This window comes from Flammeovirgaceae bacterium, assembly GCA_015180985.1.
Classification (GTDB): Bacteria; Bacteroidota; Bacteroidia; order Cytophagales; family Cyclobacteriaceae; genus UBA2336.
On record CP054185.1, the window covers coordinates 1,464,858 to 1,477,973 of the forward strand.

General features: G+C 46.9%; 16 protein-coding genes and 1 tRNA gene. 10 read left to right on the forward strand and 7 right to left on the reverse strand.

What is annotated here, in order from left to right; genetic code table 11:
* The first annotated feature begins 45 nt into the window (after positions 1–45).
* Positions 46–1,917, forward strand: a complete 1,872-nt coding sequence (locus HRU69_06940; protein ID QOI97240.1) for a glycosyltransferase — start codon at positions 46–48, stop codon at positions 1,915–1,917.
* Here the strand turns inward: HRU69_06940 and HRU69_06945 are convergent.
* The 4 genes from HRU69_06945 to HRU69_06960 form a co-directional block, all read right to left on the reverse strand.
* Positions 1,899–3,026 carry a hypothetical protein gene (locus HRU69_06945; protein ID QOI97241.1) on the reverse strand — a complete coding sequence of 376 codons (1,128 nt, stop codon included), beginning with the start codon at positions 3,024–3,026 and terminating at the stop codon, positions 1,899–1,901. The two genes, HRU69_06940 and HRU69_06945, sit on opposite strands and share 19 nt — an antisense overlap.
* Before the next feature lie 251 nt (positions 3,027–3,277).
* Positions 3,278–4,144: a methylated-DNA--[protein]-cysteine S-methyltransferase gene (locus HRU69_06950; protein ID QOI98851.1), complete on the reverse strand. Its 867-nt coding sequence runs from the start codon at positions 4,142–4,144 to the stop codon at positions 3,278–3,280.
* A 68-nt stretch (positions 4,145–4,212) separates the two neighbouring features.
* Positions 4,213–4,776, reverse strand: a complete 564-nt coding sequence (locus HRU69_06955; GenBank protein ID QOI97242.1) for a 2'-5' RNA ligase family protein — start codon at positions 4,774–4,776, stop codon at positions 4,213–4,215.
* Between the two features lie 85 nt (positions 4,777–4,861).
* Positions 4,862–5,161, reverse strand: coding sequence for an iron-sulfur cluster assembly accessory protein (locus HRU69_06960; protein QOI97243.1), 300 nt, complete (start codon positions 5,159–5,161; stop codon positions 4,862–4,864).
* A 69-nt stretch (positions 5,162–5,230) separates the two neighbouring features.
* On the opposite strand from HRU69_06960, the gene HRU69_06965 reads away from it, so the two are divergent.
* From HRU69_06965 to HRU69_07000, 8 genes are all read left to right on the forward strand, one after another.
* On the forward strand, positions 5,231–5,749 hold the full coding sequence (locus HRU69_06965) for a hypothetical protein (GenBank protein ID QOI97244.1): 519 nt from the start codon (positions 5,231–5,233) through the stop codon (positions 5,747–5,749).
* A complete protein-coding gene (locus HRU69_06970) occupies positions 5,750–6,145 on the forward strand; it encodes a DUF1232 domain-containing protein (GenBank protein QOI97245.1) in 396 nt (131 codons plus the stop codon).
* Positions 6,142–6,783, forward strand: coding sequence for an oxidoreductase (locus HRU69_06975; protein ID QOI97246.1), 642 nt, complete (start codon positions 6,142–6,144; stop codon positions 6,781–6,783). Before HRU69_06970 ends, HRU69_06975 begins: the two co-directional genes overlap by 4 nt.
* Before the next feature lie 5 nt (positions 6,784–6,788).
* Positions 6,789–7,241 (forward strand): D-tyrosyl-tRNA(Tyr) deacylase, encoded by a 453-nt coding sequence (locus HRU69_06980; GenBank protein ID QOI97247.1) that lies wholly within the window; start codon positions 6,789–6,791, stop codon positions 7,239–7,241.
* Positions 7,238–7,747: an O-acetyl-ADP-ribose deacetylase gene (locus tag HRU69_06985; GenBank protein ID QOI98852.1), complete on the forward strand. Its 510-nt coding sequence runs from the start codon at positions 7,238–7,240 to the stop codon at positions 7,745–7,747. Before HRU69_06980 ends, HRU69_06985 begins: the two co-directional genes overlap by 4 nt.
* Positions 7,744–8,412 (forward strand): M15 family metallopeptidase, encoded by a 669-nt coding sequence (locus tag HRU69_06990; GenBank protein QOI97248.1) that lies wholly within the window; start codon positions 7,744–7,746, stop codon positions 8,410–8,412. Before HRU69_06985 ends, HRU69_06990 begins: the two co-directional genes overlap by 4 nt.
* A 121-nt stretch (positions 8,413–8,533) precedes the next feature.
* Positions 8,534–8,872, forward strand: a complete 339-nt coding sequence (locus HRU69_06995; GenBank protein ID QOI97249.1) for a nucleotide pyrophosphohydrolase — start codon at positions 8,534–8,536, stop codon at positions 8,870–8,872.
* Positions 8,869–10,512 (forward strand): amidohydrolase, encoded by a 1,644-nt coding sequence (locus HRU69_07000; protein ID QOI97250.1) that lies wholly within the window; start codon positions 8,869–8,871, stop codon positions 10,510–10,512. The genes HRU69_06995 and HRU69_07000 overlap by 4 nt, the downstream gene beginning before the upstream one ends.
* A gap of 3 nt (positions 10,513–10,515) precedes the next feature.
* On the opposite strand, the gene HRU69_07005 is transcribed toward HRU69_07000, so the two are convergent.
* The 3 genes from HRU69_07005 to HRU69_07015 all read right to left on the reverse strand — a co-directional run bounded on the left by HRU69_07005 (position 10,516) and on the right by HRU69_07015 (position 12,470).
* Positions 10,516–11,217, reverse strand: a complete 702-nt coding sequence (locus HRU69_07005) for a 2-phosphosulfolactate phosphatase (protein ID QOI97251.1) — start codon at positions 11,215–11,217, stop codon at positions 10,516–10,518.
* A gap of 6 nt (positions 11,218–11,223) precedes the next feature.
* Positions 11,224–12,339 (reverse strand): glycine cleavage system aminomethyltransferase GcvT, encoded by a 1,116-nt coding sequence (gene gcvT / locus HRU69_07010; protein ID QOI97252.1) that lies wholly within the window; start codon positions 12,337–12,339, stop codon positions 11,224–11,226.
* A 56-nt stretch (positions 12,340–12,395) separates the two neighbouring features.
* Positions 12,396–12,470, reverse strand: a tRNA-Pro gene (locus HRU69_07015).
* 139 nt (positions 12,471–12,609) lie between these two features.
* On the opposite strand from HRU69_07015, the gene HRU69_07020 reads away from it, so the two are divergent.
* Positions 12,610–13,113, forward strand: coding sequence for an SET domain-containing protein-lysine N-methyltransferase (locus HRU69_07020; protein QOI97253.1), 504 nt, complete (start codon positions 12,610–12,612; stop codon positions 13,111–13,113).
* Positions 13,114–13,116 lie beyond the last annotated feature (3 nt).

Genomic DNA, 13,116 nt, shown 5'->3' on the forward strand with positions numbered 1-13,116 from the left:
AATTAATAGATTTAAAAACCGATTTACGCCATTTTGACTTTGTTTATGCCAAAGAAGATTAAGCCAGCAAACCCCAATCAATTTCCACCGGCAACGCTGATTGAAGTAGCCTGGGAAGTTTGTAACCAGGTTGGCGGCATATACACGGTAATCCGTTCGAAAGTTCCGGCTGTGATGGCCAACAAATCGGGAGCGTATTGCATGGTTGGGCCCTTTTTGTCGCAGAATGTGTTAGCTGAAATTGAGCCCCTTGATGATGCCAGCGATGCGTTTGGGCTGGCTGTACAACATTTGCGCGACCAGGGCATTGAAGCCTACTATGCCGAGTGGCTCATTACCGGCCGCCCGCGTGTCGTGTTATTGAATCCAAAAAGTATTAGTGCTGAACAGCTCCGCACCATCAAGTACCTGCTGTGGAAAGAATCCGGTATCGGCACACCGGAAGACCACGCCCTGGTGAACCAGGTTGTTGCCTTTGCGTACCTCACCAGTTTGTTTTTGGAAACCTATTCAACATTTGCTGGTGATGAGCAGCCGTTGATTGCTCATTTTCACGAATGGATGGCGGGGTTGCCAATTCTGGACATCAAAAAGAAAAAGCTGCCGATTAAAACGATTTTTACAACACACGCCACCCAATTAGGCAGGCACCTGGCCATTAATTCACCGCAGTTTTATGCTCACCTGCCGTTTTTTAACTGGGAAGAAGAGGCTAAAAAATTCTGGATTGAACCGGAGGCCCGGATTGAGTTTGCCTGTGCCAACTCGGCTGATATTTTAAGCACGGTAAGTGAAGTGACTGCGCGCGAATGCAAGCACCTGCTTAAGCGTAAGCCCGAAATGATTTTACCGAATGGTTTGAACATCGAGCGTTTTGTGGCGCTGCATGAGTTTCAAAACCTGCATGCTATTTACAAGGAAGAAATCCACCAGTTTGTGATGGGGCATTTCTTCCAGTCGTATGCGTTTGATTTGGACAAAACAATCTACCTTTTTACATCCGGCCGGTATGAATACCGGAACAAAGGTTTCGACCTGACACTTGAAGCGTTATACCGATTGAACCGCCAATTAAAAAAAGAAAATGCCGACCTCACTGTGGTGATGTTTTTTGTTACTAAACGCGATTACTACAGCATTAAGCCGGAGGTACTGCAGTCGAGGGCGGTAATGGAAGAAATCCGCCAAACCTGCGAAGCCATTCAAAAGCAGGTGGGCAAGCGGTTGTTTTATGCAGGAACTACCAGCCAGGATCACCGCCTGCCCGATTTGAATAAGTTTGTGGATGAGTATTGGAAACTTCGTTACCGCAGAACAATCCAGTCGTGGAAGAGTAAAAACCCGCCACTGGTATTTACCCATAAACTGGTTGACGAACAGAATGATGATATTCTGAAATTTCTGTACACCAAAAATTTACTCAATCATCCAACCGATAAGGTTAAGGTGGTATATCATCCTGATTTCATAACTACAACAAACCCATTATTTGGCATTGAATACAGCCAGTTTGTACGCGGTTGCCACCTCGGCATTTTTCCCAGTTACTACGAGCCATGGGGTTACACACCGTTGGAGTGCATGGCCAGTGGTGTGCCCGCCATTACAAGCGACCTGAGCGGGTTTGGCGATTACCTGTTGCATAACCTGCCCAACCATGAGCAATCGGGGTTATATGTCATTGAGCGCGGCAAGCGATCGTTCGACTGGTCGGCTAACCAGTTGGCCACGGTGATCTATAATTTTTTGAAACAAACCAGGCGCGAGCGTATTATGCAGCGAAATAATGTGGAGAATAATTCGGCTGTTTTCGACTGGCAAAATTTAATCAAACACTATAAAGAAGCGTATGAGATGGTGTTGGGATTGGAGCGCAAACCAAAGAAGAACGGGTCACATCAGTCGCCAACAACCTGATTTGATTTAAACAACCATGGCGAGTAGGCCAACAACGGGAGCGCATATACGGCAATCAGGCCATAGGCCAGCAGGGTGTACCCTTTTGCCACTAAATCAATAATACCAACCTGTGAAAGAAATAAGGCGGCAATCAGTGCGGTAAGTGAAATCAGCGCCTTATGACCTTTCTTTAATTGCCTCCCCTTGCTTTGAGCTTCTGCATCAATTCGGCCGATAAAACCATGGATAACACCGGTTGCTGTTTCAATCAATGTCCATCCCACAACAATACTGAACAGGATTATGTAAGCCGGAGGAAAGTTTTGAAGCATGGCCAGCCAGGGTACAGCAGACTGCAAAATTTCAGGCTCAGCATAAAATGCCATCATGGCGAAGTAGGTCAAAAACCACGGGGTCGTCATCAGTAGTCCGGAAAGCAGCCCGGCTGCCACACTTTGCCTCCGGGTTTCAATTGCCCGATACGTGAAGAACGATGCTGGGTAAACTCCCAGGTTATAACCGACATATAAAATGCCGGTAGTCAAAACAACTCCGACAGAGGCTGTTGTTCCAGTAAATGAAGTGTTCCACTGCCTGAAGGTTTCGGCAATCGCCTCACCTCGTGTGTTGAAAATACTTGCTGCAAAAAGAAAGTATGTAATGAACAAGGCTATCGTTCCTAAAGTTTCAAGTTTCGCAATCGTTTCATCGCCTTTGTAATTGAGAAAGCCCACGGTAATTATAATGATGCTGATACCAAACCAGTTATTAATTCCCAGCGTGTTGTGCAGCAATTCTCCGGCTGCAGCGGCCATTACGGCAATAATAAGAATGGAGCCCGACAGGTATACGGCTTCGTATACAATCCAGCCTCTGCCGATCATTTTCTTCAATAGCGATTTATAGTCGTAAACTTTCCATTGCCGGCAGGCTTCCATTGACAGAATGGACATGATGGAGAATCCGGCAAAAATTGCCAGGCCGCTTAACCAGCCGTTGGCGCCAAACTTTCCGCCATACTCCACAATTTCGCGGCCGGTGGCGTACCCGCCACCAATCAATACCGATTGGAGAATGATGCCGGGCAAGAAGATACGTTTGAGGGTGTTAAGTGAAGTTGATTTCAACAGCAGTAAGGGTTGCCCCGAAAATAGGATTATTTGGTGAGAGTCAAAAAATCTAAGAAAGAGATGCTTCGCCACGTTTAGGCGTGGCTCAGCATGGCAGAAACAATGGTTGTCTTGAGTTGGGCGAAGGACCTCTTACCGTAGTTGCAAAGTAAAAGATGCTTCGCCACGCAAGGGCGTGGCTCAGCATAGCAGAAGCTTTGTTGGTCTGAGCTAAGCGAAGGACATTTTTGATAAACAATAACGACTTACTACCCTGATGCCCGCGCCATTTCCCACCCGATGATGCTTTTCTTTCGCATTGCACTCCACCGATAATCTCCGAGTATGCCCTCTTTACGGATTACCCGGTGACAGGGGATGAGGTAGGCAATGTGGTTGGCGCCCACGGCTGATCCAACCGCCTGCAAGGCATTTGGGTTGTGAATTGATTTTGCGATATCCTGGTAGGTAGTTACGCTTCCTTCGGGCAACCGCAGCAAGGCCTCCCACACTTTCACCTGGAAGTTGGTGCCTTTTACGAATAAATGAAGTTTGCTCTCACCCCCGGCCTCTTTCCCTTTAGTAAAGGATTGGGTGAAAATCTTAGTAATATAGGTGTGTGTCAGTTCCTGATTTTGTTGAAATTCAGAATTGTGCCAATGATGTTTCAAAGCTTCCAGGGCTTCTTTCTCCTCATTTTTATTTAAGAAAGCCAGCCAGCAGATGCCGCGTTCGGTTATACCAAGCAGGCACAAGCCGAACGGTGTTTCGTGAAAGCCAAACTGAATGGTTATGCCTGCTCCGCTTGTTTTATATTGTTGCGGTGTTACTGCTTCAAGTGTAGTAAACAAATCGTAAACACGCGATTGACCGGAGAGCCCCGCTGCTTCGGCTGCGTCAAGGAGGTTTCGCGTTTCCTGTATTTTTTGCTTCAGGAAATCAACGGTAAGAAACTGAAGAAAACGTTTCGGACTGATACCGGCCCACTCGCTGAACAAACGCTGGAAATGAAACGGACTGATGTGCACTTTTTCGGCAACTTCATCCAGTTCGGGCTGGCGGTGAAAATTTTCCTGCAGGTAAATTATGGCCTGCTCAATGCGCTGATAGTTGATGTTTTGCCCGCTCACCATCATAAAGGTATTGTTTTTCAACGACCAAATATGAGGTGATGATGCTTCCGGTTCAACCTGATTCTTGCGGATTAGCAGCCGAAGGGAATGTCTTTGTAATGTACCCACTTGTTTTCCTGCCGAATCAGCACGGTAACCCGGTCGCAAACAAAATGCTGGTTGCTGTAGTTCAATCCTTTCAGGTAAGGCCAGCATTTCAGAAAATCAGCATCCGAAAGATTTTTAGCAATGGAAATATGGGGCGTGAAGTCAGCATCTTCTTTTACCAGACTTTCAAAGATTTCCCGAATGGCATATTTGTTTACGATATCCATGTAAACGGAACGGCCGGATCCCTGTTGAAATACACCAAAGTCTTTCAGGAATACATTGAATGACTGGAAAGTTCTGGCTTTTTCCTCAACAAAGTTGATGAGGTCATCCGTGTGTTCATCCGCATAACGGAATAACGAAATATGGGCTTTTGAAAACCGATCGGCAAATGTGTGCCCAATCAGGTAGTGTACGTCATCTTTCAGCACGGCCACATCGCTGCAGATGTGCGGGGGCGGGGCAATTATAAAAAGCAGTTCGGGTTGCTTTACGGTTACATTCTTCTTCTTTTTTACCGGGTTCTTTGCAATGGCTGGTCTCATGGTTCTTGTCCGTTTGTTGGTACGAACATAGAACAGCGGTTTGACAATATGTGTCAAAGCCGGAACGAGTTGGATTTTAGTATCTCTAGGACGGTGTATCAATAAAGGTAAAACCCCGGCCTTCAGCGCCTTCGTAAAAGTCAACCTCCTTCCCGATTAGAAACATCGTATGCTTTTTGTCCACATAAACCGGGATATCGCTAATGGTGTAAGCCAGGTCGGTTTCTTTTTTCTTATCAAAACCAATCATCAGGGAAACACCGCAGCCGCTTCCCCGTACGCCTATCCGAAGTCCGTAATCACCGGGAATGCCCTTTTTTTCCATGATCTTCCTGATCTCCTCAACGGCTTTGGATGATATGGTTATCGGCTTAAAATCGTGCATCTTTGTGGGCAATCATGGACGGCAAAATTAGTTTAAATTCAAACACGAATAAGATCAGATTCATTCACGATGGAAGCAGTTATTGAATTCGGAAAAATACTGATACCCGCCTCGGTAGTTTTATATGCGGCTTACCTGCTGGTGCGATCTTTCCTTGCCAAGGAGATTGAATTGAAAAAACTCGAAATACGCGGGCGCAGTATTGAAACAGTGCTGCCCTTGCGGTTACAAGCCTATGAGCGGATGTGCCTTTTCCTGGAACGCATCAGCCCGCAGAATCTTTTAGTGCGACTTAACCAGGGCATGATTCCCGCGCGCGACTTCCACCAGATGTTGCTGAGTGAAATCCGCAATGAGTATAATCACAATGTTTCGCAGCAGGTATTTATGAGCGAAGCAGTTTGGGATTTGATCAGGAACGCAAAGGAGGATCTGGTTGTTACCATTAATGACGCGGCTACTGAAATGAAACCGGATTCCACCAGTCTTGATCTGTCTAAGAAAATTTTTGAGCGCTTTATGGCCAAGCCTGACCCGATAGCCCATGCCCTGGTACAATTGAAAACTGAAATCCAGCAAAGCTTCTGAATGAATCAAATTTTTACTTCGGCACTTGCAAAAGCGGCTGTGTTGCGGAATAAGTACACACGCATTGCTATTTTATTGACTAAAGTTTCGATAAAGATCAGCCAGACCAATTGGAGTAAAGTCAACGGAAATGCCATGAAGGAAAAAATAAACCAATTCATGCGCCTGGCCAAAGCCTATGTTTCCGGACGATACCGTTTCGTGCCCTGGAAAACGATGGCTACACTGTTGGCAGCCCTTATTTATTTTTTAAACCCGTTTGATGTAGTTCCTGATATCGTACCTGTGCTTGGGCTTGGCGATGATTTTGCCGTGTTGATGTGGGTGTATAACTCGGTAGCCGTTGAAGTTGACCGGTTTTTAGCCTGGGAGAAAATGAAATCTGGCGCAGCATGAGAACTGCACTGGTAGCCGGTTCAACCGGACTTGTCGGAAAGCAGGTGCTTGCCTTATTGTTGGAGGACGATGGCTATGCGCAGGTTAAAGCCATCAGTCGTACACCATTACCCGTCAATCATCCGAAACTGCAAAACCTGGTGCTGGATTTTGATCACTTGAGCGAGAACTATCAGGTGCTGAAAGCCGATGCCGTGTTTTGTTGCCTGGGTACGACCATTCGCAGGGCGGGGTCGGAGAAAGCATTCCGAAAAGTAGATTTCGAATATCCCGTTGAACTGGCAAAACTTACCCGTAATCAGGGCGCACAGAACTACCTGCTGATTACTGCACTCGGTGCTGATAAGCACTCACGCATATTCTATAACAAAGTGAAGGGAGAGGTGGAAGAAGCTGTCAAGACAATCGGATTTACTTCACTGCACATTTTCAGGCCGTCCCTGCTCCTGGGGCCACGCGAAGAGCACCGGGCCGGTGAGGATGCGGCTAAGGTTTTTTATAAGCTTTTCGGTTGGCTGATTCCGCAAAAGTATAAGGCCATTGATGCGGCCAAGGTGGCCCGTGCCATGATTGCCTTCGCCAACCGTAATGAGCATGGAGTTTTTATTCACGAATCGAAGGAACTTCAGTCATTTTAACTTCCATGATAGCCGTAATACAACGTGTATCATCCGCATCGGTTGAAATTAACCGACAGGTTAAATCAGCAATAAGTAACGGATTATTGGTGTTGGTAGGCATTGAAGATGCCGATACGCAGGAAGACATCGATTGGCTGAGTAGCAAGATTGTAAACCTGCGCATTTTTGATGATGCCGATGGCGTGATGAACGTAAGTGTGAAAGATGATGGAGGTGATATTCTTGTGGTGAGTCAGTTTACGTTGCATGCCAGTACAAAGAAGGGAAACCGGCCTTCCTATATCAAAGCCGCCAAACCCGATGTGGCCATACCGCTTTACGAAGAATTTGTAAAAGCCCTTGAAGCAGCGCTGGAAAAACCGGTTCTAACCGGTGAATTCGGAGCAGAAATGAAAGTTGCTCTGGTTAATGACGGCCCCGTTACGATTATCATTGATACAAAGAACAAAGTATAATGGATCGTGTTGATGTGATTCAGGGCGACATCACCCAACTTGATGCAGAAGCTATTGTTAATGCTGCCAATGAAAAACTCTTGCCGGGTGGCGGAGTTTGCGGGGCCATTCACCGGGCAGCCGGGCCGCAACTGGCTGAAGAATGCAGCCGCATCGGTTACTGCTCTACAGGCAAAGCGGTGATTACCTCTGGCGCAAAGTTGAAAGCGTCCTATGTGATTCATGCTGTAGGCCCGGTATGGCAGGGTGGAAATCAGGGCGAGGAGGAACTGCTTGCGAGTGCTTACCGCGACAGCCTGCGGCTGGCAGTTGCGAAGAACATTAAAACAATAGCCTTTCCCAATATCAGCACGGGCATTTATGGTTTTCCGAAAGAATTGGCCGCAGGCATTGCCATAAACGAAGTGAAATCGTTTATTAAGAAAAATGACAGCCTGCAGCAGGTAATCTTCTGTTGTTTTGATGCGGAGAATTATGAACTTTATAGAAAGCTGTTGAGCGAATGATTCGTTTACTTCTTCCTTTGGTAGTCCTATCCGCACCGGTGCATGCCCAGTACCGGTACGGCCTCCATCCCATGCGGATTGAGCAATACCACGAGCAGGTACAAGCAAATCCGCTGAAAGAGTTGGTCAACCTTGAACAGGTAATTCCAGGAATTGTATTGGATATCCGTTATGCCACTACCAATAACTTTACCGGTGAGCGGATTTACACATTGGCCCGTGCCTATGCACGAAAGCCGGTAGCCGAAGCATTGAAACGAGCACAGGAAGATTTTAAGAAAGAAGGGGTGACCATTAAGATTTATGATGCCTACCGTCCTTATTCGGCAACTGTAAAGTTTTACGAAACCTATCATGATACAACCTATGTGGCCTCACCGTACAAAGGTTCACGCCACAATCGTGGCTGTGCCGTTGACATGACTATTATTGATCTGAAAACCGGAAAGGAATTGGCCATGCCTACGGAATACGATTCCTTCAAGAAAGAAGCCTGGCCCACTACGCCCGTAAAGGATCCGGTCATCCGCAGAAACAGGCAGGTATTAATTTCGGTGATGGAGAAACACGGATTTAAGGTCAATGCATCGGAATGGTGGCATTTCGATTTTGTAGGGTGGGAAAAGTTTGAGGTGATGGATATTGATTTTGAAGAATTGGAATAGATAAAAGACATAAGACTTAAGATATAAGTAGCAAGACTGGAAAAGGCTCCTGTGACTTTAATTTTACCTCTTAGGTCTTACGTCTTACGTCTTACGTCTTAAGTCTAACATCTAACTACTTATGTCTGATCAGATTACTATACAGCAGGCCCAACAGCAGGTTGATAATTGGATTAAGGAACACGGAGTACGTTACTTCAACGAGTTAACCAATATGGCCATCCTTACCGAAGAGGTAGGCGAACTGGCTCGCATCATCGCGCGAAGGTATGGAGAGCAATCCGAAAAAGAATCAGATAAAAACAAAGACCTGGCCGATGAAATGGCCGATGTGCTGTGGGTACTGATCTGCCTCGCCAATCAGACTGGCACAGATCTGACAAAAGCATTTCATAATAATCTTGAAAAGAAAACAAACCGTGATCAACAACGTCATCAAACTAATCCTAAACTCAAATGAAAAAGACCATTCTGATTCTGTTCATTACCGGGTTGCTTGCTGCGTGTAAGCAGCACCCCGTGGCCGAGCAAGTGGTATTCGGCAACACCTGGACGGGCAATGAGACCCAACCCCATGCAGAAGGTTTTGCCATTATTGGCGACTCCATTGTGGCCGTGGGAATGCGCAATGAAATTAAAAAATGGGTTGGAAAGGAAACCAAAGTCATTGAGGTAGGTTCCGAAAACCTGATTGTTCCCGGGTTTATTGATTGCCATACCCACTTTGTAGATGGCGGCTTTGCACTGGCATCGGTACAACTGCGCGATGCCAAATCAAAGGAAGAGTTTGTTCAGCGCATTGCCGATTTTGCCAAATCGCAACCGAAAGGCACCTGGATTTTGAATGGCGACTGGGATCATGAGAATTGGGGCGGTGAGTTACCCTCGCGCGACTGGATTGATGCCGCAACACCTGATCATCCTGTTTGGGTAAACCGGCTTGACGGCCACATGTGCCTGGCCAATACCGCAGCGCTGAAAGCAGCCGGTATAACGGATAAGGTAAAAGATGTACCTGGCGGAACCATTGTGCGCGATAAAAAGGGCAGGCTAACCGGAATTTTTAAAGACAATGCCATGGGCATGATCTATGAAAAAGTGCCGGCACCCACCATTCAACAGGAAGATGCTGCACTTGAAGCGGCCATGAATTATGTGGCAGAACGCGGTGTTACTTCGGCCCATAACATGAGCGGCTATATAACCGTGTTTGAGCGCGCCCGCATTGCCGGAAATTTGAAAACCCGCATTTATGCCGGCATGAACCTGGCCAATTGGAAAACATTAAATGAAAAAATTAAAGCACAGGGAAATGGCGACAAGTGGCTGCGCATTGGCGGATTAAAAGAATTTGTTGACGGCTCGCTCGGCTCACATACGGCCGCATTTTTTGAACCCTTTACCGACAGCCCGAACGATGCAGGATTTTTTGTTATCAGCGAAGAAGAATTATATCGCAGAATAAAATCAGCCGATAGTGCCGGCCTGCAGGTGATGACGCATGCCATAGGCGATAAGGCCATCCATACCTTGCTTAATGTTTACGAGCGCGTAGCAAAAGAAAACGGTGAACGCGACAGGCGATTTCGTGTTGAACACGCCCAGCACATTCACCCCAACGACATCGGGCGGTTTGCTTCATTGAATGTGATACCCAGTATGCAACCTTACCACGCCATTGATGACGGCCGATGGGCTGAGAAAATTATCGGATACGAGCGGTGCAAAACCACCTATGCGTTTCGCTCCCTGCTGGATGCCAGGGCCCGACTTGTTTTTGGCAGCGATTGGTTTGTTGCTCCGCCCACTCCGCTGGAGGGCATTTATGCGGCTGTTACCCGCAGAACACTGGATGATAAAAATCCGGAAGGCTGGGTTCCCGAGCAGAAAATTTCGGTGGAAGAAGCCTTGAAAGCTTACACCATTACAGCCGCCTTTGCCAGCTTCGAGGAAGGTATTAAGGGTTCGCTGGAGCCCGGCAAACTGGCCGACTACGTTATCCTGGAAAAGGATATTACCCGGATTGACCCCGTTGAGATTAGAAATGTAAAGGTGTTGAAAACGGTGGTGGGAGGAAAGCCTGTATATGAAAAGAACTAAAAGTCAGGCTACGATAATGCCATTCTTAATCCGGGGCAGGATTTTGTACTTGTCTACGTTAAGGCAAAACTCAAAGTCCTGATAAATGTTAAGTTTATTGAGTCGTTTAACATGCGATGATTCGCTGAGAAATTGTTGCATACCGGTTTTCGCAATGGTGTACAAGTGCCGTGCTGCCAGCGGGGCATCGCAATCCGGACCGAGGTAATCTTTTAATTTATCTACCACTGCACCGGCAAAGAGGGTGTCCTCCAGGTTCACCCGGCCTTTCCAGCCGGCACAAACAATCAGTACGCTGTTCTCGCCAAGCAGCAGGTAATTAACTACCGAAGAAAGGTTAAGGAATGACCCGATGATGATCTCTTTCGCCTCCTTTGATTTTTCGATGGCCTGCGTGCCGTTGGTAGTGGTAAAGGCAATCCTCTTACCGCGGATATCGCTGCCCATGTATTCAAAGGGGGAGTTGCCTTTATCAAAGCCTTCTACTTTTTTGCCATCGCGTTCGCCTGAGGTAATGTAACCCATCATTCCCTTTTTGCGGCAGGTTTCCAGATCGGCCAACGGCAAAATACTCTCGGCACCATGTGCCAGGGCCGTAACCATGGTGGAGGTAGCCCGCAAAATGTCTACTACTACAACAGTGCGGTTGCTTACCTGGTACAAGTGCATCAGGTCAGGGCTCAGGCAAACATCAATGGTTTTCATATAACCTCACCCCCCGGCCCCCTCTCCCCGGGGAGAGGGGGAGATAAAGGGTAATTTCTGTACGCCAGCTTTAAGCAATTTTCCCCGCACATCTATAAAGATTTCTGATCCGGGCGAGGCGTGGCTGATGGCAACATAGCCCAGTCCGATGCCAACATTCAGCATGGGCGACATCGTTCCGGAAGTAACTTTGCCTATGGTATTTCCTGTAGCATCCTTAATCAGGTAATCATGGCGGGGTATGCCTTTGTCAATCATCTTAAACCCTACCAGCTTTTTCTTTACGCCTTCTTCTTTCTGTTTTTTTAGGTAAGAAGAATTGATGAAGTCTTTGGTGAATTTGGTTATCCAGCCCAGGCCGGCTTCAAGCGGAGAAGTGGTATCGTCAATATCGTTTCCATAAAGACAAAAACCCATTTCTAAGCGAAGGGTATCGCGGGCCCCCAGGCCAATGGGTTTAATGCCAAATTCTTTCCCGGCTTCAAAGATGGCGTGCCACACTTTCTCGGCATATTTTTTATGAACATAGATTTCGAAACCACCCGCTCCGGTATAACCGGTGTTCGACAGGATTACATCAGGCACGCCTGCAAATTCGCCAAGAGCAAAGTGGTAGTATTTAATAACGCTTAAGTCTGTGTTTGTTAATTTCTGTAAAGTGGGCACTGCTTTGGGCCCCTGCACAGCAAACAAGCATATATCATCTGAAATATTTTTCAGGTCAGCACCCTTTGAGTTGTGGCTGCATATCCAGTTCCAGTCTTTATCAATGTTGCCGGCATTCACCACCAGCAGGTAGTTGTCATCGTTGATTTTGTACACAATCAAATCATCCACAATTCCGCCTGTATCGTTGGGCAGGCAGGAGTATTGGGCCTGGCCGTTGATGAGTTTGGCGGCATCGTTACTGGTAATCCGTTGGATTAGATCCAACGCATTCGGACCGTTTACCGTAAACTCGCCCATGTGCGAAACATCAAACACACCCACACTGTTGCGTACAGCCATGTGCTCTTCAATGTCGGATGAATAGCGCACTGGCATGTTGAAGCCGGCAAAGGGCACCATTTTGGCCCCGAGGCTTACATGCAGGTCGTTTAGTGGAATTTGCTTGACATTCATAGTTTAGGTAATGAAATGTAAAAAGCCCTCCTTAGCTAAAGCTTTGGAGGGCGGAGTCGGGGTGAGAGGATTCGAACCTCCGACCTCTACGTCCCGAACGTAGCGCACTAGCCGGGCTGTGCTACACCCCGAAGAGGTGCAAAAGTAATGAGTTCGGGCAATATTCTGAATGCCTTTTTCTGTTCATATAGACTTTACCAATTCAGGTGTTTTCGGTAAAGCGGCTAAATCATTACAGTTCACAATTTCTGTTATCTTCGCGCCCGTTCTATGGCGCTGTACGAAAAGCATCTGTATGTAAAGAAGTCAACCCTGCCCGATGCCGGTAAGGGTCTTTTCACTAAAGTTTTCATCCCCAAAGGGGTTAAGGTTGTTGAATATAAAGGAAAGATTACTACCTGGAAGGAAGTAGAGGATGTGGATGGTAAGAATGCTTACATCTTTTATGTTAAGCGCGATCACGTTATTGATGCCTGGAAAACGTTGTGCCACCTGGCCCGGTACGCAAACGATGCCCGCGGATTGAGCCGGGTAAAAGGGATTACCAATAATTGCGATTACATAACCGAGGGACTGAAAGCATACATTGAATCAAAAAAAGATATTCCGGCAGGTGCCGAAATTTTTGTGGATTATGGCCCCGATTACTGGAAGGTAATCCGGGAGAATCTGAAACTGGCTAAGAAAGAATCAAAAGAGAAAAAGAAGAAAGGCAAAAAGACCAGGCATTACAGGCGCAAAACCGCCAAGCGTGTTGACACGCACATATCTTAGGAG

Bases quoted from the DNA above. Each gene is read 5' to 3' on its own strand.
- HRU69_06950 (QOI98851.1), bottom strand. From the start codon at position 4,144: ATGATGGTGAGCGGGCAAAACATCAACTATCAGCGCATTGAGCAGGCC.
- HRU69_06970 (QOI97245.1), top strand. From the start codon at position 5,750: ATGAATCAAATTTTTACTTCGGCACTTGCAAAAGCGGCTGTGTTGCGG.
- HRU69_06990 (QOI97248.1), top strand. From the start codon at position 7,744: ATGATTCGTTTACTTCTTCCTTTGGTAGTCCTATCCGCACCGGTGCAT.
- HRU69_06980 (QOI97247.1), top strand. From the start codon at position 6,789: ATGATAGCCGTAATACAACGTGTATCATCCGCATCGGTTGAAATTAAC.
- HRU69_07005 (QOI97251.1), bottom strand. From the start codon at position 11,217: ATGAAAACCATTGATGTTTGCCTGAGCCCTGACCTGATGCACTTGTAC.
- HRU69_07020 (QOI97253.1), top strand. From the start codon at position 12,610: ATGGCGCTGTACGAAAAGCATCTGTATGTAAAGAAGTCAACCCTGCCC.
- HRU69_06975 (QOI97246.1), top strand. From the start codon at position 6,142: ATGAGAACTGCACTGGTAGCCGGTTCAACCGGACTTGTCGGAAAGCAG.
- HRU69_06960 (QOI97243.1), bottom strand. From the start codon at position 5,161: ATGCACGATTTTAAGCCGATAACCATATCATCCAAAGCCGTTGAGGAG.
- HRU69_06940 (QOI97240.1), top strand. From the start codon at position 46: ATGCCAAAGAAGATTAAGCCAGCAAACCCCAATCAATTTCCACCGGCA.
- HRU69_06995 (QOI97249.1), top strand. From the start codon at position 8,534: ATGTCTGATCAGATTACTATACAGCAGGCCCAACAGCAGGTTGATAAT.
- HRU69_06955 (QOI97242.1), bottom strand. From the start codon at position 4,776: ATGAGACCAGCCATTGCAAAGAACCCGGTAAAAAAGAAGAAGAATGTA.
- HRU69_06965 (QOI97244.1), top strand. From the start codon at position 5,231: ATGGAAGCAGTTATTGAATTCGGAAAAATACTGATACCCGCCTCGGTA.
- gcvT (QOI97252.1), bottom strand. From the start codon at position 12,339: ATGAATGTCAAGCAAATTCCACTAAACGACCTGCATGTAAGCCTCGGG.
- HRU69_07000 (QOI97250.1), top strand. From the start codon at position 8,869: ATGAAAAAGACCATTCTGATTCTGTTCATTACCGGGTTGCTTGCTGCG.